At 45.8% G+C, this 25,729-nt stretch carries 22 protein-coding genes; 6 read left to right on the top strand and 16 right to left on the bottom strand.

Annotation, left to right across the window (positions count from 1 at the left end; all coding sequences use genetic code 11):
- Nucleotides 1-46 precede the first annotated feature (46 nt).
- Nucleotides 47-1,711, top strand: coding sequence for a GTPase HflX (gene hflX, locus NIES2104_RS21310; protein ID WP_059000239.1), 1,665 nt, complete (start codon nucleotides 47-49; stop codon nucleotides 1,709-1,711).
- Here the strand turns inward: hflX and NIES2104_RS21305 are convergent.
- The 7 genes from NIES2104_RS21305 to NIES2104_RS21275 form a co-directional block, all read right to left on the bottom strand.
- Nucleotides 1,683-2,330 (bottom strand): bifunctional 2-polyprenyl-6-hydroxyphenol methylase/3-demethylubiquinol 3-O-methyltransferase UbiG, encoded by a 648-nt coding sequence (locus NIES2104_RS21305; RefSeq protein WP_192843613.1) that lies wholly within the window; start codon nucleotides 2,328-2,330, stop codon nucleotides 1,683-1,685. The genes hflX and NIES2104_RS21305 overlap by 29 nt on opposite strands.
- Before the next feature lie 36 nt (nucleotides 2,331-2,366).
- Nucleotides 2,367-2,567 (bottom strand): hypothetical protein, encoded by a 201-nt coding sequence (locus tag NIES2104_RS21300; protein WP_156427016.1) that lies wholly within the window; start codon nucleotides 2,565-2,567, stop codon nucleotides 2,367-2,369.
- An 84-nt stretch (nucleotides 2,568-2,651) separates the two neighbouring features.
- Nucleotides 2,652-3,026 carry a hypothetical protein gene (locus NIES2104_RS21295; protein WP_059000236.1) on the bottom strand — a complete coding sequence of 125 codons (375 nt, stop codon included), beginning with the start codon at nucleotides 3,024-3,026 and terminating at the stop codon, nucleotides 2,652-2,654.
- A 250-nt stretch (nucleotides 3,027-3,276) separates the two neighbouring features.
- Complete coding sequence (locus NIES2104_RS21290) at nucleotides 3,277-4,377, bottom strand: ABC transporter ATP-binding protein (RefSeq protein WP_059000235.1); 1,101 nt, start codon at nucleotides 4,375-4,377, stop codon at nucleotides 3,277-3,279.
- An 8-nt stretch (nucleotides 4,378-4,385) separates the two neighbouring features.
- A complete protein-coding gene (locus tag NIES2104_RS21285; RefSeq protein ID WP_059000234.1) occupies nucleotides 4,386-5,270 on the bottom strand; it encodes a carbohydrate ABC transporter permease in 885 nt (294 codons plus the stop codon).
- Between the two features lie 2 nt (nucleotides 5,271-5,272).
- On the bottom strand, nucleotides 5,273-6,178 hold the full coding sequence (locus NIES2104_RS21280; protein WP_059000233.1) for a carbohydrate ABC transporter permease: 906 nt from the start codon (nucleotides 6,176-6,178) through the stop codon (nucleotides 5,273-5,275).
- Between the two features lie 4 nt (nucleotides 6,179-6,182).
- A complete protein-coding gene (locus tag NIES2104_RS21275; protein WP_156427015.1) occupies nucleotides 6,183-7,493 on the bottom strand; it encodes an ABC transporter substrate-binding protein in 1,311 nt (436 codons plus the stop codon).
- A gap of 300 nt (nucleotides 7,494-7,793) precedes the next feature.
- On the opposite strand from NIES2104_RS21275, the gene NIES2104_RS21270 reads away from it, so the two are divergent.
- Complete coding sequence (locus NIES2104_RS21270) at nucleotides 7,794-8,396, top strand: Uma2 family endonuclease (RefSeq protein ID WP_059000232.1); 603 nt, start codon at nucleotides 7,794-7,796, stop codon at nucleotides 8,394-8,396.
- Between the two features lie 178 nt (nucleotides 8,397-8,574).
- Here NIES2104_RS21270 and bchH read toward each other — a convergent pair whose 3' ends face one another.
- Nucleotides 8,575-12,231, bottom strand: coding sequence for a magnesium chelatase subunit H (bchH, locus tag NIES2104_RS21265; RefSeq protein ID WP_059000231.1), 3,657 nt, complete (start codon nucleotides 12,229-12,231; stop codon nucleotides 8,575-8,577).
- Between the two features lie 93 nt (nucleotides 12,232-12,324).
- On the opposite strand from bchH, the gene NIES2104_RS21260 reads away from it, so the two are divergent.
- Nucleotides 12,325-12,537 carry a hypothetical protein gene (locus NIES2104_RS21260; RefSeq protein WP_059000230.1) on the top strand — a complete coding sequence of 71 codons (213 nt, stop codon included), beginning with the start codon at nucleotides 12,325-12,327 and terminating at the stop codon, nucleotides 12,535-12,537.
- A gap of 65 nt (nucleotides 12,538-12,602) precedes the next feature.
- Here the strand turns inward: NIES2104_RS21260 and NIES2104_RS21255 are convergent, their stop codons facing one another.
- From NIES2104_RS21255 to apcA, 6 genes are all read right to left on the bottom strand, one after another.
- Complete coding sequence (locus tag NIES2104_RS21255) at nucleotides 12,603-12,812, bottom strand: hypothetical protein (protein ID WP_059000229.1); 210 nt, start codon at nucleotides 12,810-12,812, stop codon at nucleotides 12,603-12,605.
- A gap of 9 nt (nucleotides 12,813-12,821) precedes the next feature.
- Nucleotides 12,822-13,055: a hypothetical protein gene (locus NIES2104_RS21250; RefSeq protein WP_263971004.1), complete on the bottom strand. Its 234-nt coding sequence runs from the start codon at nucleotides 13,053-13,055 to the stop codon at nucleotides 12,822-12,824.
- A 10-nt stretch (nucleotides 13,056-13,065) separates the two neighbouring features.
- Nucleotides 13,066-13,335 (bottom strand): BrnT family toxin, encoded by a 270-nt coding sequence (locus tag NIES2104_RS21245; protein WP_059000227.1) that lies wholly within the window; start codon nucleotides 13,333-13,335, stop codon nucleotides 13,066-13,068.
- A gap of 813 nt (nucleotides 13,336-14,148) precedes the next feature.
- Nucleotides 14,149-14,352, bottom strand: a complete 204-nt coding sequence (locus NIES2104_RS21235; RefSeq protein WP_059000225.1) for a phycobilisome linker polypeptide — start codon at nucleotides 14,350-14,352, stop codon at nucleotides 14,149-14,151.
- A gap of 301 nt (nucleotides 14,353-14,653) precedes the next feature.
- Nucleotides 14,654-15,139 (bottom strand): allophycocyanin subunit beta, encoded by a 486-nt coding sequence (gene apcB / locus NIES2104_RS21230; protein WP_059000224.1) that lies wholly within the window; start codon nucleotides 15,137-15,139, stop codon nucleotides 14,654-14,656.
- Nucleotides 15,140-15,202: 63 nt separating this feature from the next.
- A complete protein-coding gene (gene apcA / locus NIES2104_RS21225; RefSeq protein WP_059000223.1) occupies nucleotides 15,203-15,688 on the bottom strand; it encodes an allophycocyanin subunit alpha in 486 nt (161 codons plus the stop codon).
- A 262-nt stretch (nucleotides 15,689-15,950) separates the two neighbouring features.
- On the opposite strand from apcA, the gene NIES2104_RS21220 reads away from it, so the two are divergent.
- Nucleotides 15,951-17,900: a CHASE3 domain-containing protein gene (locus NIES2104_RS21220; RefSeq protein ID WP_059000222.1), complete on the top strand. Its 1,950-nt coding sequence runs from the start codon at nucleotides 15,951-15,953 to the stop codon at nucleotides 17,898-17,900.
- Between the two features lie 357 nt (nucleotides 17,901-18,257).
- Nucleotides 18,258-18,629: a hypothetical protein gene (locus NIES2104_RS21215; protein WP_059000221.1), complete on the top strand. Its 372-nt coding sequence runs from the start codon at nucleotides 18,258-18,260 to the stop codon at nucleotides 18,627-18,629.
- A gap of 204 nt (nucleotides 18,630-18,833) precedes the next feature.
- Here the strand turns inward: NIES2104_RS21215 and NIES2104_RS21210 are convergent, their stop codons facing one another.
- Together NIES2104_RS21210 and NIES2104_RS21205 are read right to left on the bottom strand one after the other, a co-directional pair.
- Nucleotides 18,834-23,837, bottom strand: coding sequence for a DUF4132 domain-containing protein (locus NIES2104_RS21210; RefSeq protein WP_059000220.1), 5,004 nt, complete (start codon nucleotides 23,835-23,837; stop codon nucleotides 18,834-18,836).
- 42 nt (nucleotides 23,838-23,879) lie between these two features.
- On the bottom strand, nucleotides 23,880-24,311 hold the full coding sequence (locus tag NIES2104_RS21205) for a hypothetical protein (RefSeq protein ID WP_059000219.1): 432 nt from the start codon (nucleotides 24,309-24,311) through the stop codon (nucleotides 23,880-23,882).
- Nucleotides 24,312-24,431: 120 nt separating this feature from the next.
- Between NIES2104_RS21205 and codB the strand changes: the two genes are divergently transcribed.
- On the top strand, nucleotides 24,432-25,712 hold the full coding sequence (codB, locus tag NIES2104_RS21200; RefSeq protein WP_059000218.1) for a cytosine permease: 1,281 nt from the start codon (nucleotides 24,432-24,434) through the stop codon (nucleotides 25,710-25,712).
- Nucleotides 25,713-25,729 lie beyond the last annotated feature (17 nt).

Here is a 25,729-nt window from a genome sequence, read left to right as displayed (position 1 = left end):
AACGCTGCAAATTTCTAACTTAGAAATAGCGCATTAGGGATCTTCAATGGCAACAGTCTACGGTCAGCTACAAGGCATTCGATCGACTCACATCAAACAGATTGAAAAGCTATACGACACCAGATTCGCCAGTGACAGCTTGATCACCTCAGAATTTGCGGAACAACTTGCCGCTCTCAGTCACCTGATTCATCAGCCGATTTGCTGTTATGTCAATCGACGTGGACAGGTGCTCCGAGTCGGAATCGGTACACCGATGCAAACAAGACTGCCCGAATCAGAGTTACCGCGTCGGAGCCGCGATCGCTTTAGTGGAATTCGCTGCACTGTCGCTCAATTCCAGCCACCGGATACGAGCGCGTTCATTGCAATGTTACGTCAGCGACTTGATGCGATCGTGGTTCTCACGCTACAAGACAAATCGATCAAACAGTCCTATCTCCTGCATCTCGTTCCCGATATTGATCAACCTTGGCAAGTCGAATCAATGTCACTCAAAACACTGATCGAACAGGATGCCGATCAACTAATCGAGGATTGGGAAAAAGATATTCAAGATGCTGGATTTGATCTATCGCAGACGGTTGAATTTGATCACGATCGCGCTTTACTGGTCGGATTACAAACTGATAAAATGTCTGATCAGCGCTTTCAAGACAGCATTGATGAACTTACTCGCTTAGTCGAAAGTGCTAAAGGCGAAGTTCTCGGAGTTGTTCAACAAAAGCGATCGCATCCTCACCCTCAAACGGTGATCGGACAAGGAAAAGTCGAGGAACTGACCTTAGAAGCTCAGCGCCTTGGAGCAAATGTGATTGTTTTCAATCAGGATATTTCAGCCACACAAGCCCGCAACTTAGAAGCGCAAATCGGGCTGAGAGTCGTTGATCGTACCGAGGTCATCTTAGATATCTTTGCTCAAAGAGCGCGATCGCAAGCCGGAAAACTTCAAGTCGAGTTAGCGCAATTAGAATACACACTGCCCAGATTACGTGGACGTGGGCAAGATATGTCGCGTCTAGGTGCAGGCATTGGAACCCGTGGACCTGGTGAAACGAAGCTTGAAACCGAACGCCGCACGATTCAACGCAAGATCACTCAACTTCAGCAAGAAGTGAATCAGCTTCAAGCACACCGAGCGCGACTTAGACAACAACGCGATCGACAAGACTCCCCAACCATTGCTTTAGTCGGCTACACCAATGCAGGCAAATCGACATTACTGAATGTACTAACTCGCGCTGAAGTTTACACTGCCGATCAGCTATTCGCGACTCTTGATCCCACCACTCGACGATTGACAATCACTGATCCGAATACTCACGATCGTAAAAATCTACTACTCACCGACACAGTAGGATTTATTCACGATTTGCCGCCTGCATTGATGGATGCGTTTCGGGCAACACTTGAGGAAGTGACTGAATCAGAGGCATTACTGCACGTTTTAGATCTGTCTCATCCCGCGTGGGAACAGCATTTACAGTCAGTAAACACGGTACTATCCGAACTGCCTGCAACGCCACCCGATGCGGTGCTTGTGTTTAATAAGATCGATCGCGTCAAACCAGAAACCTTATCACAAGTGCAGCAATCTTATCCTGATGCGATTTTCATCTCTGCAACAGAGCGAATGGGTTTAGAAGAGTTAGAACAACGATTGCTGAAGCTTGTAGATACCCTTACGGTTTCTGAAACGTCAGTGCAATAAATGTATAGTTCTTCTCGTACCAGGAGACAGTCGTTTCAGCACAAGCAGGAATCTCATTCGTGTTATTTAGAACAAATCCGTGAGTTTTAGCAAGTCCGATCGCAGTTTCAATCTCTGCACCTGAAAACACTGTCCAAGTCAATCCAAACGGCTGAATCGCAGGATCGACCAAAATCTTATCCTGCCAGTAATCAGTTGTGGCAAACAATAATCCGCCTGGTTTCAAAATCCGGTAAGCTTCACGAAAAAACGCATCTAAATCAACACCGTGTTCAATCACAGAAACACTTACACCCACATCAAACGAGCTATCTGGGAAAGATGTCGCGGTAATGTCTCCTTGATAAAGCTGATAGTTCGAGGAATCCGCTTTTATGTTCAAATCAATGCCGTGTAAATCCTGAAAACCAAGCGCAGATAGGAATTCTAATGTGCAACAATCACCACATCCGAGATCGAGAATTTTCGATTGTCGATCGACATGATATTCCTCTAGAAGTTGAGCCAATAACCACTGATCCCAATTCTTCTGAATCGTGATGTGCGTAGGCAAATTTGACTGTTTCAAAGCTTGGGTCGCTGTCTCAACTTCCTGCCAATTCTGTAAAACCTGAATCATTGTCATCCCCTTAAAAAAGCGCGAAAATTTTTCTACCTAATCTCCGATCGTGACTGCTGGATCATCATTGATCGACAATAAAAACTGTACTAAATCCGTCTGATCCTGTGAACTAAATCCAGCATCCCGCTCCACCCAATAGTAATGACCACTTCCATCACTATGAATGGCTTGAAGGTCAGAATTCGCTCGATTTTTCTCAACCGCAACGGCTCTTAAATCTTGATCGATTGACATACCCCAAAAGAAAGATTCGCCCAGCATAAAAAAATCCACCAAGAGCGAACTTCGCTCTTGGTGGATTCGATGACTGTTCAGTGATTACTTGCTAAAAGCATCCTTGATGCCTTCAACCGCTTTTTTCACTGCACCCATGTTGTTATCGATCGCGTCTTGCGTCCGTTCAGCATCTTTGTCCGCTCTTTCCAGGATCGTTGCTGCGTCTTCTCTGGCTTTGCGAGATACAGCACCATTGTCCGTTGACTCATCGACTTTCATCGAATTGCTCTTTGCAGCATCTTTCACTTTGTCTCTCACATCGCGCACAAAGCCTTTCGAGTTGTCTTGAGTCTCTTGAGCCGCACCTTCAGCACTCGAAGCTGCATTTGCAGCAGGCATCGTCACCCAAGCCGACACCATCATCAACACAGCAAATAATCCAGCGATTAAGCGTTTTACAAAATAGTTTGGTTTCATAGGATACAGTCTCCGTAAAAATTTAACCTCTTACGTTTTACCCGAACTCACGAACACGCCATATCGCTCCACCGATAGAGGTTCTAATATCCTAAAGGCTTAGCTTTGCTCACGTCCCTCTCTTCTGTAGCAATCCTGGTTGAGTTGTAAATGCTAAGAAAAGTAGGGAGTAGGGGGTAGGGAGTAAGAAAAGGGAATTATTCCCCACTCCCCACCTAACTTAGGATTGCTATAGGAGAAGGGTAAACCCCTATGCCATCACCCGTGAGTCAGCCGTCGCGATCCGATCGCCCGTCGTGACATCAAACCAATGAATGTGATCGACTGGGAACCCTAATCGCACTGCACTACCAGATTTCAATCCCGAATGTACAGGCAGAATCGCCCGAACATTCATCGTTTCCCCAGCACCATTGTTAATCCGAGTACTTACCAAATCGTGCATCCCTAGGTTCTCAAGCAAGAACACTTCGCCGTTTAAGGTTGGTTCATTCTGCCCTTCAGCTAGGTGAACATGCTCTGGACGAATTCCCAACACCACTTCTTTTGATGAAAATCCGCGTGGAACTGGAATCTTGGCACTTCCTACGATCGCACTTCCATTGCTACAAGGCACCCGCAGAAAATTCATTTGCGGACTGCCAATAAAGCCCGCCACAAATTGATTTGCCGGATGACTGTAGATTACATCGGGTCGATCGAACTGTTGCAGATAACCATTGTTCAACACCGCGACCTTCGTCGAAAGTGTCATTGCTTCCGTTTGATCATGAGTCACATAGACGATCGGCGCGTTTTGCGAACCAAATAACTGTTTCAACTCTGCTCGAACGTGTTCCCGCAACAGTGCATCTAAGTTACTGAGCGGCTCATCCAACAAAAACAAATCCGGACGACGCACTAGAGTTCTTGCAACTGCAACCCGTTGACGTTGACCACCGGAGAGCTGACCTGGTTTACGATCCATCAGTTCATGCAAGCCTAGGAAATCAGCAACTTCACGAATTCGGTCTTTGATTTCAGCGTGTGGAGTCTTACGGAGCTTCAACCCGGATGCAATGTTGTCGTACACGGTCATGTGTGGATACAGTGCGTAGCTCTGAAACACCATTGCAATATTACGATCGCCCGGATTTAACCGACTCACATCCCGACCGTTAATCATCACTCGTCCGCTAGTTGGCTGTTCCAATCCTGCAATCAACCGCAAAATCGTAGACTTTCCACACCCTGACGGACCCAGCAAGGTTAAAAACTCACCTTGTTTCACCTGCAAATTCATGTTCTTTACAGGAACAACAGTCGCACTGTAAGCCTTTTTTAAATCAATGAGTTCTAAGTTTCTTTCCATGATTGTTATTATCCTTTGACAGCTCCAGCAGTTAGACCTTGAACGATGCGGCGTTGGAAGAACAACACCAGTAAAACGAGGGGAATCGTACCTAAAACAGTTGCAGCCGCGATCGGTCCATAGGGAATCTCAAACGGCGAAGCTCCACCCAACTGAGCGCCCGCCACCGGAACTGTTTTCATGTCTTCGCGAGTAATGAAAGTCAGTGCAAAAATGAATTCATTCCAAGCGGAGATGAATGTGAGAATTCCAGTCGTAACCAATGCGGGAATCGTCATCGGTAACACGACTTCAAGCAGCATTCGCGGCGTACTATAACCATCAATTCTTGCAGCATCTTCGAGTTCTTTCGGTAACTGCTGGAAAAAGCTCCGCATCACTAAGATCGTCAGCGGTAAGTTAATCGCAGTATAAGGAATGATCAACGCAAGATAATTGTTACCCAAGTCAAAAAAGCGAACGACTTCTAACAATCCGATAAACAATAGAATCGGCGGGAACAAGGTCACAATCAAGATACCAGCAAGAATCCATCGCTCTCCTTGAAGCTTCAATCGCGCCAGAGCATACGCTGCTGGAGCGCCTACCCCCAGCGCTAATATCGTCGATGCAAACGATACGATCGCGCTATTAAAGATGTAGTTCAAAAACGGGCGACGCTGAAACAGTTCGCGATAGTGATCCAACGTATAGCGCGTGGGGAAGTAAACGTTTGGAATTGCAGCAATATCAGCATTCACCTTGACCGATGTGAGCAACTGCCACAAGATCGGTGCAAGACAAAATATCACCGTGAATGCAACCGCGATCGGTAATATCAGTTTGCGTCCGATTTTGGTCGCTTTTCCTCCCGGCATTCGTCGATCGACAGAATCTGGAAATACAGTGGTCATGATTATACTTCTCCTGCTGCTCTAGCTCTAGATCGGGTGAGGAAAAACGACGCGATCGCAACCGCCAACACCAACAGCAGGAAGGTTACAACAACTAATGCTGAACCATATCCAAAGTCGAGATAGCGCATCACCGTCGAATAGATGTACAGTGAAACCGTTTCAGTTCCACCGCCCGGACCCCCGCCCGTCATTACACTAATCAAGTCAAAGATTCCAAAAGATTGTGCCAACCGGAATAACAATGCAATCACGACTTGCGGCATTAAAAGCGGCAGGGTGATTGTTCGGAAACTTTGCCACGGACTCGCGCCATCGATCGCTTGTGCTTCATACAGATCATTTGAAATCGACTGCAATCCTGCCAGTAGCAGAATGCTGATAAATGGCGTTGTCTTCCACACATCTGCAAAAATTACCGCCATCATCGCCAGCGTTGGATTTCCGAGCCAGTTAATCCCGGTGTTAATGATTCCAAACCGCATCAGAATGTCATTCACGATGCCGTACTGATCATTGAAGATCCAAGTCCAACCGAGTGCAATCAATGCAGTGGGTAACGCCCAAGGCAAAATCGCGATCGTTCTTACCGTTCCCCGTCCTCGAAACTGCTGATTCAACACCAAAGCAATCCCCATTCCCAGAATCAGCTCAAAGAACACCGATACAAAGGTAAAGATCGCTGAATTGATCAACGTTCGCCAGAATCGCCCATCTTGAGCCATCCGCCCAAAGTTCGCCAACCCGACAAACTCTGAATTTAATTGAGTTCCTAAGTTCTGAGCAAACAAGCTTTGCCAAAACGCTCTTAGAATCGGGTAAGCAAACACCAACGCTAAAATCACCAATGCTGGAATGGTTAAAAACCAACCTGTGCGGCGTTCTCGTTCTCGAATCACATCTTTCATCGGCTTACACTCCTAACAACGATCGAGTTTCCCGTGCTGCCGCCTGCATTGCTGCTTCCGGTGAAGATTGACCCGAAAGCACCGCATTCAAGTAGCGCTGCAAAATGTCTGAAGCTTGAGCATATTGCGCGATCGGAGGACGCAAGGCTGGATTTTCCAAGATTTTCAGCACCAATGGGAAATACTCATAGCGCTGAAGCAGTTCCTGATCGTTGTAAAGTGCCCGTCGAGTCGGTAGATACGCCCCAGCGATCGATAATTGCTTTTGAATTTCAGGACTGGTAAAGAACCGTACCGCTTTACGTGCTTCTTCTGGATGTCGAGTGCTGCTAGAGATGCCCATTCCCCAACCGCCTTGACACGCCCCGCTCCGTTCATTCGGTGCGCGAACCATCGGTTTAATTCCCACCTTGCCGCGAACTGGAGAATCATCTTTATTCAACAAGTCCCAGGCATAGGGCCAATTCCGCATAAACAGCGTGTTACCGCTCTGGAACAAGCGCCGAGTATCTTCCTCGATATAGGTGTTCACGCCAGGCGGTGAAATGTTTTGCTGAATCGTACTTACGAGAAATTTAACGGTATCGATCGCTTCTGGTCGATCGAGTCCCACCTCATTCGTTTGTGGATTAATCCAAAAGCCCCCGTTGCCTTGTAGAACTTCTGTGAACATTGCAGACAGTCCTTCATACTGCCGACCCTGCCATACATAACCCCACTGCGCCGCATTTTTTCCTTGCACCGTCTTCGATGCCTGAATCAATTCCTGAAAGGTTTCCGGCGGCTTCAATCCTGCTTGTTGCAGCAAATCTGAGCGGTAGTACAACATTCCGACATCCGTTCGATACGGCAAGCGATAAAGCTTTCCTTTGTATCGTCCACCTTCAATATCTCCCTGCAAAAACTGAGCCAGTTCCGATTGTGGAATGATGTCTGAAATATCTTGTAGCCAACCTGCGGCAGCAAACTTTGGAACCCAGGTGATGTCCATGTTCAGGAGATCATAAGGTGAGTCCCCCAGCAAAAATGCAGAAGAATACAAATCCTCGACCAGGTTAGAAGCGTTTGGACCTTCAACAATATTGATCTTAATCCCTGGATTTTGCCGCTCAAACTCTGCAATTACAGGCGGAAACGGTTTCACATCTGGAGCCGGAATCAAAACCGATAACACAACAGGTTGCTGTGCTCTCAACGGAAGAACGATCAGCAGTGCAGTGAGCGCAAAGGCAACGAACGAACTAACCATCCGAAAGGTCAGCGATCGTCGCCAATACTGCACGAATTTATGGCGATATTCTTGTAGCATTTCCATAAGCAAATCACCTCACGATCGCGCTTTTACTTGTCGATCGCGTCTCGGCTAGTAAGTGGTTGGATTGAACACAGTATCAAATTGCTAAAACAAAACATCTCTGTAAGTTCCAGCGTTCTAAATCATAGGAATCGTTTGATCCCCGCCTCATCTTCTTTAAGATGGATCAGATGAGAAATAATATTAAGTTAGTTAAATAAACCTACAAATTATTGATAATAATTAGATGATTATTGCAATCTTAATTCAAGTTCTCTAAATGTTGGATAATAAAGATAAGTTCAATGGAATTGCTCGCCTATGACTTATGTAGCTTCTCAGGAACTCACTTTTGAAGAGTTTGTCGCTCAGTATGGTGACAATCCGCGTTACGAGCTAATTGATGGAGAATTGCGAGATATGGAGCCGACTGGACCACACGAGGCTGTGTCTGGAGAAGTGGCAGGTCGGTTGTTCGCTGGAATTTTAAGGTTGAGATTAAAGTGGACAATTCCAAAGAATTGTTTGATCAAACCGCCCGCAGCAGAAGCAACAGCATTGCGCCCTGATGTGATTGTTCTAGACAAATCTCGGTTAGAACGTGAACCGCTTTGGCAACGAGAACCGATATTAATGAGTGGGCAAGCTATAAAGCTTGTGGTTGAAGTGGCAAGTAAGAATTGGCAAGACGACTATGCGCGGAAAGTTGAAGAATATGCACTGCTTCAAATTCCTGAATATTGGATTGTTGATTTTCGCGCTTTAGGTGGCATTCAGTACATCGGTAAACCAAAGCAACCGACTTTCACGGTTTATCAGCTTGTAGAAGATCAATATCAGCAAAAGCAATATAGATTAGAAGATGCGATCGCATCTCCATTATTTCCAGATTTATCTCTGCGCCTCAGCGATGTGATGCCTTAATAACCATCATCAGCAACACAAATTCCCTGGCATTTAATTCCATTCGTTGCTGTTCTCAAACAATGAGGACATAGAATTTTTTCAGTGGGTGGCTCAGTTTTTTCCTGAGTTGTTTGTGGTTTCTCGGTTTCGGTGGTCATAACGACTTCGATGGAGTGCTTAAGATAGCTTAACAAATCTACGCGATTGGGACTCCTTCGATTTTGCTATCAGATTGATCGTAGAGCGATCGCAGTTTTTCCAATTTTTCCTGATCCGGATTCCAAAACCCGCGCCCATTCGCTTCAAGCATCCGCGCCACAATATTCCGAAACGCTTCAGGATTCGCTTCTTGCAATCGTTTCGCCATCTCTGAATCGAGCGCATAAGTATCCGCCGCCTGGTCGTACACCCAAGATTCTTTGAAATCGACTGTTCCACTCCAGCCAATCAGAGCGGTCATGCGCTGCGAAATTTCATAAGCTCCGCCTGATCCTTGTGCTGTCATGGCTTCCGCCCATTTCGGATTGAGTAACTTCGTGCGATACTCCATTCTCAAGAGGTCTTCCAAATTCCGAGGAGTCGTATCTTTCGAGAAGCTTTCGACAAAACTTGCCTGAACTTTTGCACCTTTTTGTTGTTCTGCGGCGCGTTTGAGTCCGCCTGTGTTCGCATAGTATTCCTGAATGTCGGTTAAGCCATATTCAACCGAATCGATTTCTTGAACAATGCGATCGGTAGTCTTGAGCAATGTTTCGAGAACTTGCGATCGCGCCTCTCCTTTGTCGTTCCTACCATAACTAAAGACATTCCGACTCTGCCAAGTTTGTCCTAATTCTTCGCCTGATTCCCAATTTGAAGCAACCACTTGATCATTGACTAAAGAACCGTAATCGCCTGCGGGATTCGAGAATAAACGGGCTGTGGGGTTTTCGATGCCTTTTTGAGAAAGCGCGATCGCATGTTTCCGAATAAAGTTTTGATCTTCTGGCTCATCGAGTTCTGCGGCTCTTTGGAAGAGATCATCTAATAGTTCAATAATGTTCACAAAGCTATCCCGAAAGATTCCCGAAAGATTCGCGAGAACATCAATTCGAGGATGTCCAACTTCTGAAAGCGGTTTCAAACTATAGCGAACAATCCGCCCTGTTCCTTCTTTCGTCGGTTCTGCACCAACTAACTCTAGTAAGATTCCAAGTGATTCGCCTTTCGTTTTAATTGCATCTAATCCCCAAAGCATTACCGCGACTGTTTCAGGATAGCTTTGATGTTCCTTCAAATGCTGATCAATGATCTTTCGAGCAATTTCGCGACCGCGTTCGTATGCTGCTGGGGAAGGCATTCGATAGGGATCAAGCGCGTGAATGTTTCGACCTGTCGGTAATGCTCCTAAACCATCTCGTAGCAAGTCGCCACCCGGAGCAGGAGGAATGTATTCACCGTTTAGACCCCGTAATAGATTCGTAAGTTCATCTGGTGTTTGTAGAAGCAAATTGCGAATGTCGATCGCTTCTTGATACTCTGCTAAATCTTCACCTTGAGCAATTCTAGTAAGCTCGGAACTCTGATTGTCAAAGTAAGCATTTAGATAACTCTCGATCGCTTCCGCTGATGGTTTCTCACCTAACGTATGCAAGCCCGACGAGAACAATCGATTTTCTAAAACCTGTAAGTACTCATACAGCTTGATTAGATAGTGATTGAAAGCATCATTGCTAAATAAACTAATGTTCTCAACACTAAAAGCAATTCCTAACCGTTTCGCATCTTCAAACGGACAATCTGCATCGATGCCAATATCAATGATTTTTTGAACGATCGCAGACTTAAGCGCATAGTTCTTTTCTGGATCTTCCCGATATTCTGCTACTAGATCGCGAATGTTCACTAGCTCTTTGTACAATCCTGCTCGACCATACGGCGGAACATTGTGAGAAATCAGAGTTCCATAGCCTCGACGCTTTGCCAAAATCGACTCAGAAGGATTATTCGCAGCATAGATATAAAGATTCGGAAGATTGCCAAGTAGAATATCTGACCAGGAATAACCTGTGTTTCCGAGCGGTGAACCGGGCAGCCATTCTACTGTGCCGTGCATTCCGAAATGCACGATCGCATCTGCTCCAAAGTCATTCTGAAGCCATTTGTAAAACGCTGCATACTGCGGATGAGGCGTTAAATCCCGCTCAAACATCAATCGCATCGGATCGCCAGAAATTCCAAGCGGTGGCTGTACTCCGATCCAAACATTTCCTAACTGTACGCCGCCCCAAACTAAGTCATCACCTAATGTTTTAATGCCGCTATTTGATAAAGACTTCCATTGTTTCTTAACTCTCGAAGTCAGCAGATAGCCTAACCATTGTTCTAAAGTTTGAGTTGAGATTGCGATCGAATCTCCTTCATCTGCATTCTTCACAGCTTGGATCAGAGCTTCCCCATCTTCGGGCAAGTCTCCAAGCTCATATCCTTGCGCTTTCATGACTTGAAGTAACTTGAGTAGCGATCGCGGAACGTTCAATAACGCCGCTGTCCCAACTGCCCCATATCCCGGTGGAAATCCATACAGCAAAATCGCAATTTTCCGCTCTTTAGGCGCAGTTCGACGTAGTTTAATCCATTGATTCAATCTTCCAGTTAATCGATCGACTCGTTCTGGAACTAAATAAATTGTTTCTCCAACCAAACCACCGAGCGGAATTGTATCGATCGCCCCATCCAATTCCGGCAACGAATACAAAACCACACTTTGCAATCCGCCAATTCCCTGCCGCGTCCAAGAATGAATATCTTGAATCAACAATGGAGCTGCAACCATATAAGGAACATTCTTCGCGCTGAGAATCCGTTTTGCGACTTCAATTTGTCGCCCTGCTTCCATTGATCCAGCGGGACCTCCGACCAATGGAAACCCGATCGTAGAAACAATGGCATCGACTTTTACCGCCTGATCGGAGAGTGAAAGCGTTTCTTTAATTCCTCGATCGCGCATTTCCATCTCATACTCAGTCGTCATCAAATCCCGAACCGCAACATGACCTTCAACGCCATTAATAAAAATCGGAACCGGAATCAAATTCGCTTTCTCAAACGCTCGAATCAACTTCGGAATATACGGCTGTTTTGTAATAACGTGCTTCCGATATAACAGAATCCCAACAGTTGGATGATCAGAATTAAACCGCTGACGATACCACTCTAGATATTGCTTCGGTGAGTCAAAATAACCAGAATAATCTGGATGTAAAAGTCCGATATTGGGAGTCTCGATCGCTTCTGCAATTTCCCCAACCGACAACCCTAAATATTTTTGCGCGATCGTACAAAACATCGCCGCAACATTCTCACTTCCGCCCGCATTCCAATACCCGTAAATAATCAACCAGTTCCGCAAATCCTGAACCTTCTGAACAGGCACAAACTTCAACAATTTCGGTCCCGTTTTCAAAAAGCTAATGTATCCCGCAAGCTTATCTTCTTCCCGCCCGTTGCTAAATTTATCGAGAATGAACTTGACAGGCTTCGGCATTCCTTTCGGCTTGTCACCAATGGCAAACTTCCCGATCTGCGTCAAACTCATCAATTCCAACGCCGATTCAAACACCAATCGAATCGGAATCTCTGACACTCGCTCTCTCAACCAAAGCACTTGATCATAGTCAAACAAGAGGCTGGCAAAAAACACATCCGCTGTTTGTAACGCCGCTTCCACTTCAGCAGAACTTGTATTGAGATCGCGATCGCTAAACACGCGAATATCCAACTCCGGACACCGCCCCTGAGCCAGTTCCGCTGCCTGCCGATACAGTCCCGCATTAAACGACTCAAATCCCGCGATCAAAACAATTCGCTTCATACTGGTTGAGAAAAAGAACTCCCCTTCATTGTACGGAGTGTTTCCAAGCATTATGGTAAGTAGAGTTTGTAGAAATACTAGAGAGGTGATTAGATGTCTGAACCAAAACGCTACGCACTTGAGCCTACTTCAATCGAAGCCTACCGCATTCGAGTCTTATTTCACTGCGAAGAGTTGCAGCGTGAAACCAATCCAGCCATGAGAGCGACGATCGCGCTTTATCTCGCCGAAGCCGCCACAACTTTAGCCCGCCTAGAAGCAGAGGCATCACAAAAGCTCGCTTTATCAAATTCACCTCAACCATAACGATGTCAGCCTCTAAGGAACGGTCGTCGATCTGTGTGAATAGCATTCGCTTTGAAGCGGTGATACTAAGCCTGTGCAACATCGTAAGCAGCAGGTTTACAATCGACAAAACTGAGTGCTTCTGAATCAAGAAATCCTGCAAGTGCCATTTCGATAACGGCTTCTACCGGGTACTCAATCTCTGCGGCATGAGCGAGGTATGCTTTACGGATGTGTTCAGGCAGTGCATTGAGAATGACTTGTGCGATCGCTGGATCTAAGCGTTGGTTATCCATTGTCCTTAACTATTTAGCTGGATCTGAATAATTAGCTTGCACATTTGAACTAGGAGGCTGTTGATCTCGCATCACTCGAATCAAAAACCGTAATGCTTGATTAACTGCATCAGCATCAGGAAACATCTCTGCAACATCAGGCTCTAAGCGGACAGTCGCGCTTCCAAAACTTTTTCTTTCAGCACCTAATCTTCTAACCCGTAGTTTCTTCAGGTCATACTCTGGGCGCAAATCGTCTTCCATCTCTGAATTATCACTCTTCATAAGCTTCTCGCTCGCTTCGTGTTGCTGCTCTTGCGCTGATCAGGCGAATTGAACCTTCTCTTTCAGTATACGAAGCGATCAACAATCGTCCTCGTTTCGACTGCCCAATAATAAGATATCTATCTTCTTCCTCAGAATGATCTGAATCGTAAAAGTCAACATAAAGAGGATCGTCAAAAACCGTTTTTGCTTCTTCAAACGAAACTCCGTGTTTCGATAAGTTGCGTACTGCTTTGACTTCATCCCATTCAAACTGCATAAATTTATCGTGCTACCACTTATTTATTCATTCGGCATCAGTGCGAGAAACTTGTTCTTGCTGTTTTGCTTGCACAAGGCTGTATTTTTGGTATCGTGCCATAACTATTTACTGATGGGCTTACGAGTTCAATGTTACTTGTGCATATCGTGAATACTGCGTACCACATACCCTGAAGTTTTCAACCTTGACAATACAACCGTATAAACTTCTCTCATGGTGTTTCCCGGTAGAATCAAGAATTTCAAAACGGATAATCGGCTTAATTTCCTGCCGACTCGAATCGTGGTCTAGAACAAATGAAAGGAGACTTTCTGAACACGCAAATTTGTAGATTTCCGATTGAATATCTGAAGGTTTCAAGAGCATTGGTTCGCGTTTGCTTTCTTGCTCTGGAAGTAGTACACGGCTCTTTCTGCTACTTTCAAAGGCTAATCCAACATTCAACAAGACACTAGGCTGATTACCCAAGTTTGCAAAGGCTAAATGTAGAACCAAGATCGTCTCACTACTTGAACTAATTTCTGAAAACCAATTAAGTAGAGTAAGCTTTACTACTCGTGTCTTTCGTAGAAATTGGAAATACAGAGTAAGCAAAGACACAGCGAAAGAAGAAACAGAAAGTAGTAAAGCCAGAGCGGCTATTGTGTCGCTCGTAGACATAGGTACTGCGGGTATTAATTGCACAATTCTGTTTTCATGTTCTAACCAGATGACATCAAATATAAGTGAACGACTTTACAAACGACCAACAAAAAAGGAGGTCAGAAACCTCCTGCTAATGCTCAGAGTTAGCAAACCTTGCGAACTCGCTTACGCTAGACCTGTATTCATGCCTTGCTTACCTGTCGCGAGTTCAACTTTCACAATCTTTCCACCCATTTTTTGGATGCGTTGCTGCTCTTTGAACCAGTTTTCGTAAGGAACCAGCTTCGTGAAGAAGGTATTTTGCAGTTCGCGTTGTGTCCGAATCCGAGTTTGGCTCGGAACACAAGCAGTGATCTTGAACATTCTCATTGGAATCTCTCCTAAAGGATGAAGAAAGAGGACACAGCGCAACGAGTGCCTTTCAGGTCGAGTTTAGAAAAATCTCAAAAATGTCGATCGCACTTTAGATTCAGCTAAATGATAGCGGCTTAACAAATCTAAATGGATCAAACAAAATAAAACAAACCTCGTTTAAAAGGTTGGAAGCCAAGAGTCAATATTAAATCGTAAAAGCCAAAACTAGCCTCAACCACTTAATACTCACTCCAGACTTCCAAACCGATCGAGAAAAGCTAAAGAACAAAGCAGACCTTTATTCCTTACCCAACTCTTAGCTCAAACCAGAGCTGATGTAGTCGAAGTAAACGCCCATTTCTTTACCAGCATCAGCACCAACCAAACCAGCGGTGACTTCTTTCATCGCTTGGATCGATTGAACGGTTGCTGCAATGGGTACACCCAAGCTGTTGTAGGTTTCTTTCAATCCGTTGAGAACGCGCTCATCGAGGATCGAAGGGTCGCCCGCCAACATTGCGTAGGTCGAGTAGCGGAGGTAGTAGTCCAAGTCACGGATGCAAGCTGCATAGCGACGAGTCGTGTACATGTTTCCACCGGGACGGGTGATATCCGAGTACAACAACGACTTCGCAACGGCTTCTTTCACGATCGCTGCTGCGTTAGCCGAAATCGTGGTTGCTGCACGAACGCGCAGTTCGCCAGTCGAGAAATAGCCTTTGAGCTTTTCGAGTGCTGATCCGTCCAGGTACTTGCCTTGGACATCAGAAGTGTTGATTACCGAGGTAATTGCGTCTTGCATGATTAAAGTTCCGTAAGTCGCGTGGTCTTAATGAATAAAGGAGGAAATCGAGCTTTGCAGCGATTACTGCATTGCACCGATCAAGTAGTCGAAGTATGCACCAGCTTCAGACGCATCATCCGACGACAGCAACGATGCTGCAACGTTCTTCATTGCACGAACGCCTTCTGCAACTGCGGGGATCGGAGTTCCCAAGGAGTTGTACATTTCTTTCACGCCGACAACACCGATTTCTTCGATCGGGGTGACATCGCCTGCAACGATTCCGTAGGTCACGAGGCGCAGGTAGTAGTCGAGGTCACGCAGGCAGGTAGCGGTCATTTCTTCGCCGTAAGCGTTTCCACCAGGAGAAACGACATCGGGACGCTTTTGGAACAATTGGTCGCCTGCTTGCTTCACGATGCGCTCACGCGAGTCGCTCAGGGTTTGAGCAATCCGAAGACGCTTTTCGCCTGTGGTGACGAAGCTTTTGATCCGATCCAATTCGCCGGGGCTGAGATAGCGTGCCTCAGCGTCAGCATTCACGATTGACTTCGTGACAATACTCATTGATGGATTCCTCCAAGGAAATGTAACCGAGTGTGTTTAAAAGCGGGAGTTCCCCAAATGGCTTAGTAAGTCTCTGCGCTCGGAGCTTATTGGCTCTTGGCGGTTTGACTTAGCGACCTTCCGAAATTATTGTGCGGCATTGCGTTCACCTTCTCAGTTACTTCGCAACATTTTGTAATATTTTTACTCAGGATACAAAAGATCTATCATTCAGTAGAGCGAAGAAAGCGTTAGCCTAGATAGAATCTACCGCACGGTTGATATGGCGCGATACATGAAGCGATCGTTCTCACGCAAAGCCTCGATCGGGGTTTGGTGCTCTCTAGCGGCACTGATCGGTATCGGAATGCTCTCTTACTCGACGCTGACAGGCTATCGAGAGGCAAAACACTGGGAGAGCCATACGCAGCAAGTTTTATTAACGACAGAATCGCTTTTATCCCAATTGAAAGACGCGGAAGTCGGGCAGCGGGGCTATTTGCTGACGAACGATCGACAATATTTGCAGCCTTACGATGATGCGATTCAAGTGGTCGATCAAACGATGGATCGCTTGCAAGAGTTGGTAAGAGATAATTCGAGCCAGAAGCAACGATTGTCGCAGATTGACCAGTTAATGACCGATCGATTGTCGTTGTTACGGCAGACGATTCAGTTAGCGGATCAGAACCGAATGGATGAAGCGCGATCGATTGTGAAAAGCAATCGCGGTCGATTTCTGATGATTGAGATTCGCGGTCTGATTAATCAGATGCAAAGTCAGGAAAGACAGCTATTAGATCAGCGATCGAATGCAGAACAAAGACGATTAAATCTGATCGTTTGGTTAACGCTTCCGAGTTGTTTAGCGATCGCATTATTTTTAGAACTTCTCGTTTGGCAGCTACGACGGAATTTGATTCAACGAGAAACCGCAGAACAAGCACTTCAAAAACAAAATGACAAGCTGAATTTGCTGTATGACACAACGCGAGATTTATTGTTAGCGGAAGACCCGATCGCGCTGCTTGATAATCTGTATGAACGGCTTTCTGTACAGTTAGAGTTAGATCTGTATTTCAATTACCTGGTGACACCCAGACAGGAAGACTCCTACCTTAAGCTTGCTTCATCTTATGGATTAACCACAGACCAAAAGGCGGAGTTTGCTCACTTAGAAATTGGGCAGGCAGTTTGTGGAACAGCGGTAAAGAATGGAGCACAAATTTGCTTAGCTGATGTTCAAAATTCGACATTAGAGCAAGCAATCTTAGTAAGATCAATCGGCATTACTGCTTACTCATGCCAACCATTAATCACTAAAGGAAAAGTGTTAGGCTCATTGTCGTTTGGCAGTCGATCGAGAACTTTTTTCACCCAAGAAGAACAGGAATTGATGCAAGCAGCAGCCGATCAAGTTGCGATCGCGCTCGATCGAGCAAATCTGATGAAATCACTTCAGAATCGAAGTGAACAGTTAGCGAAATCAAATCAAATTAAAGATGAATTTCTAGCGGTTCTATCACATGAGTTACGAACCCCATTGAATCCAATTCTAGGCTGGGTTCAACTTCTAAGACAGCGTAAATTTGATCAAGCAGGTTTAGAGAAAGCGCTAGAAATTATCGAACGGAATGCGAAGATTCAGATCAACTTGATTGATGATTTATTAGATGTATCGCGCATTCTGAAAGGGAAGTTAGTTCTCAAAAAAGAACTAATTGATTTGAGAGATGTCATTCAATCTGCGATCGACACCGTTCAACTCTCAGCGAATACAAAAGGGATCACGCTCGAATCCACCATTCCTGATGCTTCCTGTATGGTTTTAGGTGACTCGAATCGATTGCAACAGATTATCTGGAATCTACTTTCAAACGCAATCAAGTTCTCACCAGAAAATGAACGGGTTGAAATTTCGCTAGTACAAACCGGACCGATCGCACAAATCACCGTTCGCGATCAAGGAATCGGAATCAATCCTGAATTTCTGCCTTATGTTTTTGATCACTTTAAGCAGGCAGATGGCAGCAGTACAAGACAATTTGGTGGGTTAGGACTTGGACTCGCGATCGTGCAGCATCTCGCTGAGTTACACGGTGGAACGGTGCATGCCGAAAGCGAGGGAGAAGGACGTGGGGCAACCTTTACGGTTGAATTACCCATATTGGAGTTTGCAAGTTTAGAACAGCTTTGCTGGCTTCAAAAACAACCAACCCACGAAGAAAAATGAGGCAGTAAACAATTGAGCGATATCGATCGCAGAAAGATAACCGTCCATAAACGCGGCAAGAGAGCGATCGGTTAAACCAAACAACCAGGACGAGATCCCGAAAATCCAAATCCCAGATCGGAGCCGTGAAAGAAACGTAACCAAATCAGCGGAGGGTTTACGAATCATAGTGCCGTGGAATAGCTTGTGAGTTCATTATGCACTATATGTTAAAAAATGTTTTCAAATCTTGCCATAAGTCCCTAGATGTACATTAGGGTTTCTTGACCTACAAAGTTTCGCCTGTAAGAATTTCGCAAAGCTCCAGAAGTCAGCAACTTTGCTGTTGTAGTCGATCGAAGTTCCAGAGCGATTTTTATGAAAACCGTCACCGCTTCCCGTTGGATTTGGATCGTTTGTGCGATCGCCTTTTCCGCCATTTTCGTAACGATTCTATTCTTCGCGTACCAAGGCAAACTTCCGACCATCCTCACCGAAAACGATAAACTCGCTCATGTGATTCTCTACGGCATTGCGACGTTTCTCGGACACAAAGCGATGAATCATCGGCAGATTAGAATTTTCAATATTCCTGTGCCAGTCTTTCCCGGATTATTCACGCTGTTTACGTTTGGAGAAGAACTCGCACAGGGATTGTCACCGAATCGTAGTTTAGACGCGATCGACTTAATTGCAAGTTCTGCGGGAATCGCGATCGGTTACGGATTAGCAGAGCGATCGAAACGCTAAGGATCGTGAATTCAATAGGTTTCTCACTCCGATTTAGTCTCGCCCCGGAATGGAATTCGGGGCTAGTCGAACGAAGTCCACTGAAGGGGACTGAAGATTAAAGACCATGAGGCTTGTAGTCCTGAAGGGACTTTGCACCGCTCTTCCCCGAATTCTATTCCGGGGCGGGTGAGCAACGAAGCGCAAAGACTTATCGAATTCACGTTAAAGAATCTGCTCCAAAATCGTCGGATCTTGAATCTCTTTATCTTTCGCCAACAGCACCACCTTAGAAATGACTTCCGCAGTTTTCGGATCGTTATCAACGAATGGTAAAAAGATGCGCCCACGATGCTGAGAAGGCACTGGAATGATACAAAGTGCGCCTCCTGGCTGACGATGTACCATTGCACTCCCCAAATGCACCGAGTAGCTTCCTAAATGTCCCTCGATGAGCACATGATTGCTTTGAATATGAACATTAGGAAGCTTTAGCAATCGACAAGTTTCACGCACTAAGCTCGATCGCATTTCTACAGTGGAAGCCGTCGCCTCTGGATCAACGCCGCCTTGATGCGCTACACTCACGACCAAATCTAGATCGCGCAGCACTTCACTTAACAACATCGGCGGAACTTCGACTAGCGGCAAAGGTTTCCACTCATCACGACGGTAGAATCGCACCCCTTCTAAAGTTAATCCCTCAACTTCGAGCGGTGTGTAGTAGCCATATTGCAATTCAACTGCTGCAATGACTCCCTCAGTATGAAAGGTGCGTCTTACGCCTTCGTCTGGTGTTGCAACCCAGCCGCGTTGTCCAAAAAGCGCGATCGCTTGTTTAGAATTCACCTGATGCCCTTCATACCGTTTTGAAAGCTTTTCCGATTGTTCTTGAGCCGTCAGTACATACAATTCACGGAACACTTGCTTGAAGGGTTGAGAACGCGATCGCTCAAAACAATCCTGTTGCCAGAGATGCCATTCATTCGATTGCAACAAATCATACGGATGAGCAATTCTGAGACTATCTGCTTGAATGGGTTGAATGGTTCCGTTGTGCGATCGCAATCCAGTTTCGGTCAGGTATCCAATATCTTGATCACTTACAAGAATCAATTGAGATAACATTGGCGCAAGTACCGGATGTGTCCGAAGCTGCATTAATTCATCTACTGTAAATCGATCTCCCCGACACATTGCCTGTTCTAACGAAATCCGCATTCGAGAGGCTTGCTTTGTAATGTCTTGTTTGCGGTTCGTCAGAGCTTGAATCTGCGGATCTTTCTTAAGTTTTGCAGGAATCGATTTCAAAGCTTTTCCAGCTTTAGAAATTGCAATTTCAGGCTCTCCCAATTCATTGATTGAGAGACTTACGCTTACATCATTGATTGCGATCGTTTGTGCTTGACCTGCAAGATCCGCAACTAAAGAAGCCTCCATTGCCCACTGTAATCGCTGTGGATCAATGTAGCCTGCTGTTCTGGCTAAGTTTTCTAATCCGATCGACACTGCTAATTTTTCACTCGCTTGACGCTGTGAACCGAACTTTTTACTAGAGCGGAGAAACTCTTGTAGTAAGGTATATCGATCGAGTAATTCCTTTTCGCGCTTTTTCCCTTTCGGTAACGGCAACAATCCGATTGCACGAACTGAGTCTTGGTGGCGTTTTTCATTGATGCGATCGCGAACTGCTTCGATCTGGAGATTTCCCAACATTGCATCTGCAAACAGTTTCGCCCGTTGATGTCCACTACCACTCGATGCAAACTGCGCCGAATCATATAACTGTTGCCAGCGTTCCGGTTTTAATCGCTTCCGAAGACTTAGAAACCAACTCACATCAACCGCACCATCCATTAAGCTTCGAGTCGAAAGCGGAGTTCGTTCACTAATCTGAGCTTCCCAAGTTTCTCGCACCTCTTCTTCGACTGACCAGCTTGTATCTTTGGTGTGAGCATGAATCCACCACACTGCATCCGCAAACCCCGACCAGCCTAGTGCATATTCGACATAGTTCACCCACTGCGGCGCGTAGAATGCAAATTGAATCAATTTTTGGGTTGGAATCTGTGCCGAAATCACTCGCTGCTTGAACTCTTCGGGGGTATCTTGTGGAGCCGGAAAACTCACCCGCATCAAGTGACTAAACACAGAAGCTTTACTCAAGCTACCGTAGCTATAACCTCGAACAATTTTTTCTTGTCCTAATCCTTGAATTAACTGAATTACAGTAGAAATTCCAGTAATCGATCGCAGTTGTCTCGCCGCATACGAAGCCGCAGTCGGAAAATCGCCGCGCTGAAGTTCGATCGACAAAATTCGAGCACGAATTCGATCCACAATTTCATTTAATCGCGGAAGCTGCTGATATTCTGCTTGTGGCTTGCGTCGAGTCAGGTTGTAGAGTTCATTAAAGTACGATCGCACTCTTGCTTTGGCTTCCGCGATCGTTGCTGCTGTTGCATTCTCTTGTGGTCTCACCTCTTCGTAAGAGCCAATGATCTGAAAAATTAAATCGGCTTCTTTTGCTGCTCCAGCTTCCCAAGCCGCGTAAGTGCTGAAAATTGTGGTAATGGAATTATGAAATGTCATCCAGCGGTCAAACCAGCGAGTGATTTGCCACCAAAGTTGTCGATCGTCATTCCATTCAAGCGTCAGATGATCGTGTGCTTGAGCAAGGTAAATCCAGCCTTGAAGAAAAGTTTCGATGCGAGATCGCAATCCCTGATATTCGTACTGATTCCATCGGGGATAGTCTCGCAGCTTCTCGGTTGGAATCAGTTGAATCATTTGAGCCAGCGCATCTAGCGCAAAATTTGAAGCTTGCTCTGGTGGATGTTGTCGCATCAACCATCGTGCAATTTCGTTGACTAGCTCTGGATAACGAAGCTGAGGAAGCTCGATCGAAATGGTTTTTAGCGATCGTTCAACTTGATTAGCAATTTCATCATAAGGAACATAGTCAGGCACATAGGATCGAATGAGTGCTGTAAGTTGATCAGGGATTTCTTCCAATGCGTCGATCAATCCCTGCTGCTCGTTGTCAAGTTCAACGACCTCGACCACATCAGTAGTTTGTGATGTTGCGGGCTGGAATCTAGGAGCAATCATCCGCAGCAATTCTAAGCCATCTTCATCGCGCAATCTTGGTGTTCTCTGTTGCCACCAATTTTCCCAAACATCAGTTAAAACAAAGGTGTTTTTGTCACAATACAATTGCCAGGAGTGAAGATTTCCAAGAAGTTGCTCTTCTTCGTTGCTTTCCCAAGTCCGGGTTTTAACTGGGGTTTGGCGATGTTCATGGATTAATTCATCGAGTGAGGTAAGGCAAGCGATCGCGGCTGGTGTCGTGAATTGAATCGTCGATCGCGGTTCTGGTTTTACGATCGGTGTTAGTTCATCAATATCAACTAATCCCAGCGCATCGGTTAAGGTTGCTTCTTTCGTTTCAGGCTCTAAAATCGCTGCTAATAGCTGATCTTCAGTTGTGGAACGCTTCGATCGCTCTTGCTGATAGTTCGCCGCTAGAATTCGAGATCTTTGAACACATCGTTTTCCTAGAACTAATTCCCGTAATAGTTCTAATCCTGCTTGTCGCTGTGGAGCTTGTTTTGCATTGAGTAATCTTTCCGCAGACTCGATCGCATTTTCATCTGATTGATTCAACAACAACCCTAAAACACCACGTCGCAAATCACTTGCTTTTCGAGTCAGCAATTGTTCAATCTGGATGCTCTCATCGGTTGTAATCGTACAGCGATGCAATGCTCGAATTGCCGTTTCTCGTACCCATTGCGTCGCATCCCCGGTTAACTTGAACAAGGTTGCGCGAATCTCATCATCCCAAGGATCGACTGCTGCTAACAGTTCCACGACTCGATGACGCTTGTATGAGTCCATCACTGGAAGAAACGGAATCAATCGTTTGGGCGATCGCGTTCCTAACTGTTCTACCATCATGAAGGCAACAAGCTCTTGGCTAGATTCTAATTTGACCCAATCCCACACGATCGAAACTGTTTTCGGCTTTTGAGAAAATCGAGCTAAATTCTGCTCTAACCGCTCAAACACATCCGAATCTTTCAGATTTTCATCTCTACATTCCTGAACGGCGCGAGTTGCAACTGTAAGATCTGGATCATCAATGGCATCGATCAAAGCAAGTCGTGCAGGTGCAAGATCTAACTGTGCGAGAAAATGTACTGCAACAAAACGATGAGAGGCTTCAGAATGGTTGAATAATGAAATCGCGATATCAATTGCAGCGATCGCGTCTCGATATCCATACGTCCAAAGCGCTAGATAAACCGTCTGAGCATCAGAGCTTTCTAGAGCTTGCTGCTGAGCCGTTTCATCTTCTAATAGTTCGCTCACCTGAGTCAAAATCTGCTTAGCAAGCTTCTCATTTAGCGACTCTAACCCGAATCCAAACCAAACATCGATCGCCCGAATCACTGAGCTAAATCGAGTCAATTTCTCCGCTACGATCAATCGCAACATTCGCACAAACGCGATCGAGTGCGCTTCATCGACCATTTCTAAAATGGTTTGTCTTAATCCTTCCTGTCGCTGTGCCGCTAACAACAATCGTTCGATAAAGTCCCAAGCTTCCGGTCGATCGCTAATCAGAAAAGCGCGGGTGATGTGTCTTCCCATTGCGCCGATTTCGTGATCACCTCGCGCTGAATCTAGCAAAATTTGAAAGATCGTTTCATTTCCTTGCTCGATTGCGGCTGCAAACAAAATGCCGAAATAATCAGCGATCGAATAATACTGAAAATAAGGCACCCAAGCCGCAAACCATTCTAGTGATTGATGATCATAGCCCGTCGTCGCATCAATTAGCGCAAGTAACCAGGCAGAGCGTTTTGATTGAAACTGAGGATGATTTGGGACGCGAAACGATCGACGATGATAGCTCTGCTGATACGGTAATCGATCGAACAATCCCCAGCCACTGGCGACAACTGCCCCAAACTTTGGAAACAAGCAGTCAAAAATTACAGTGGGATCGCTCACTTCTGCTAATTGATTCAGTGCCGCAGTGCGATATTGATGCGCTTGTAAATACTCCCACTGCGATCGCGCTGGGTCATTAGTTCCCATTAGATCGTGTGCGATCGAGCGATAAGGTTCTGGCAGCGCTGCAATCCGTTCCATTCGCTGTCTTGAACAGTTTGGATCTAAAACTTCTTTGAGTTGGGCTTGTGCGATTTCGGGGTTCAACATTCCTAAAAGGCTCCAAAAACAACAATTTCGCAGACCACCCGTTCAACCGCCTACTAAGGGAACCAACCGCAAAAACAGCAGTTCAGATTGTTCACTCAAAACGACCTCTGTATCTAAATCCTCAACCTGTTGCTCATCCAAAAACACATAATAAAAACCATCCAAAAAGGCTTGGAGCGCAGTCTCAACCGCCTCTTCAACCTCTACAGCTTGATCGAGGTCACTTCCGCCCGATTCGATTTTTCCTTGTGCAAGTCCTGCCTGAATTTGCTCAGGACTGAGAATGTTGAGTAACCTACGTTGACTTTGGCGCGATCGAAAGGCTTCTACTTCCGCGTGAACAATGTGCGTGAGCAGCGATCGCAGTGTAATTCCTTTGGCTGCCAATTCTTCCGGCAATAACAGTTCCCAATTCGCAAACGTGGGGCGCGTCTTGCCCATCACTTTCCCAGAAATCGTGAGTTTGGCTGACATAACTAAGGGAAAAAGAATTTAGATCAATTGTACTATAAAAGCACCCGGTCGTAACGTGCAATACCTTTAGGTTTGCTTGAGTATTGGACAATATCAGGAATTTCTACTAGGCGATTTCTTATGAGTCTTATTGGGGAACCACAAGTCGCTGATTCATCTCAAGCCAATCAGGACTATCCGCTGTCTGCTGTACCGATGTCCGATCGCCGTCCGATTTGGTCATTGGCTCCTTTATTGATGGGGTTTGCACTCACTTCCACCACACTCCTCGCAGGTGGAACACTCGGATCGTCGCTCAGATTTGCAGACATGCTCTGGGTGATGATTGTCGGAAATCTAGCGCTTGGTGCATACTGTGCAGCATTGGCGTATATTGCGGCAAAAACTGGACTGAGTACGGTGCTAATGGCGCGATTTAGCTTTGGAGCAATTGGATCGCGATGGGTTGATTTTATCCTCGGCTTTACTCAGATTGGCTGGTATGCCGTGACAAATGCCTTTATTGCTAGCGCCCTCTTGAAACTCTTGAACATTCCTGCATCGTTTGAGTGGTTCGCGATCGTATTTTTCACTTATGCCTTCTGTGTCACGGCTTACATGGGTTACACCGCAATGGATTGGCTGAGCCGATTAGCAGTTCCGGCAATGTTGATTCTGATTGCGCTCAGTTTAGCGATCGGGTTTCGCGATGCAGGTGATTTATTCGCGATCGCGCCGCAGAAATCGATCGGCGTGACAGAAGCGATCGGGGTTGTGATTGCGACCTTTATTTCTGGTGGAACTCAAGCAACGAACTGGAGCCGATATGCAGATTCGACCAAAAATGCAGTTGGAAGTACCTTACTTGCTTTTCTCTTCATCAATGGCTTGCTCGTGTTCACAGGCGCGTTCTGTACGCTGGTTTACGGCACGAATGACTTGATCGAAGCAATGGCAAGACAAGGATTGCTACTCGGTGGATTAGTTCTATTAATTCTGAATGTTTGGACGACGCAGGACAATACGATTTATGCGTTCTCGATCGCAGGGAGTAACTTTTTCCGCACCTCGAAACGAACTGCTTTCGTGTTAGGTGGAGCAACCTTTGCGCTAGTTCTGGCTCTCGGTGGCATTTATGGAAATATGATTCCGTTCCTGCTATTTCTCGGAACGGTGATTCCTCCGGTGGGTGGCATCATTATGGCGGACTTCTGGTTTAATCGAGGCGGGCGGTTTCCCTCGCTGGATGATCCGTTGCCTGCCTTTAATTGGGCGGGTGTGATTTCCTATATTGTGGGAGCTGCGATCGCATATTTTTCTGGTTCCGCAGGGTTCGGAATCGCGCCGATCAATGGTGTCATTTCGGCGGCGGTATTGTATGTGATTTTGTGTCGCGTGTTACCGAGTTCGGTTCGGGCATAAATCACAAAAAAAGACGA

Source organism: Leptolyngbya sp. NIES-2104 (assembly GCF_001485215.1).
GTDB lineage: Bacteria > Cyanobacteriota > Cyanobacteriia > Leptolyngbyales > Leptolyngbyaceae > Leptolyngbya.
Note: the sequence above shows the minus strand (reverse complement) of the source record. Positions and strands in the feature narration are given on the sequence as shown.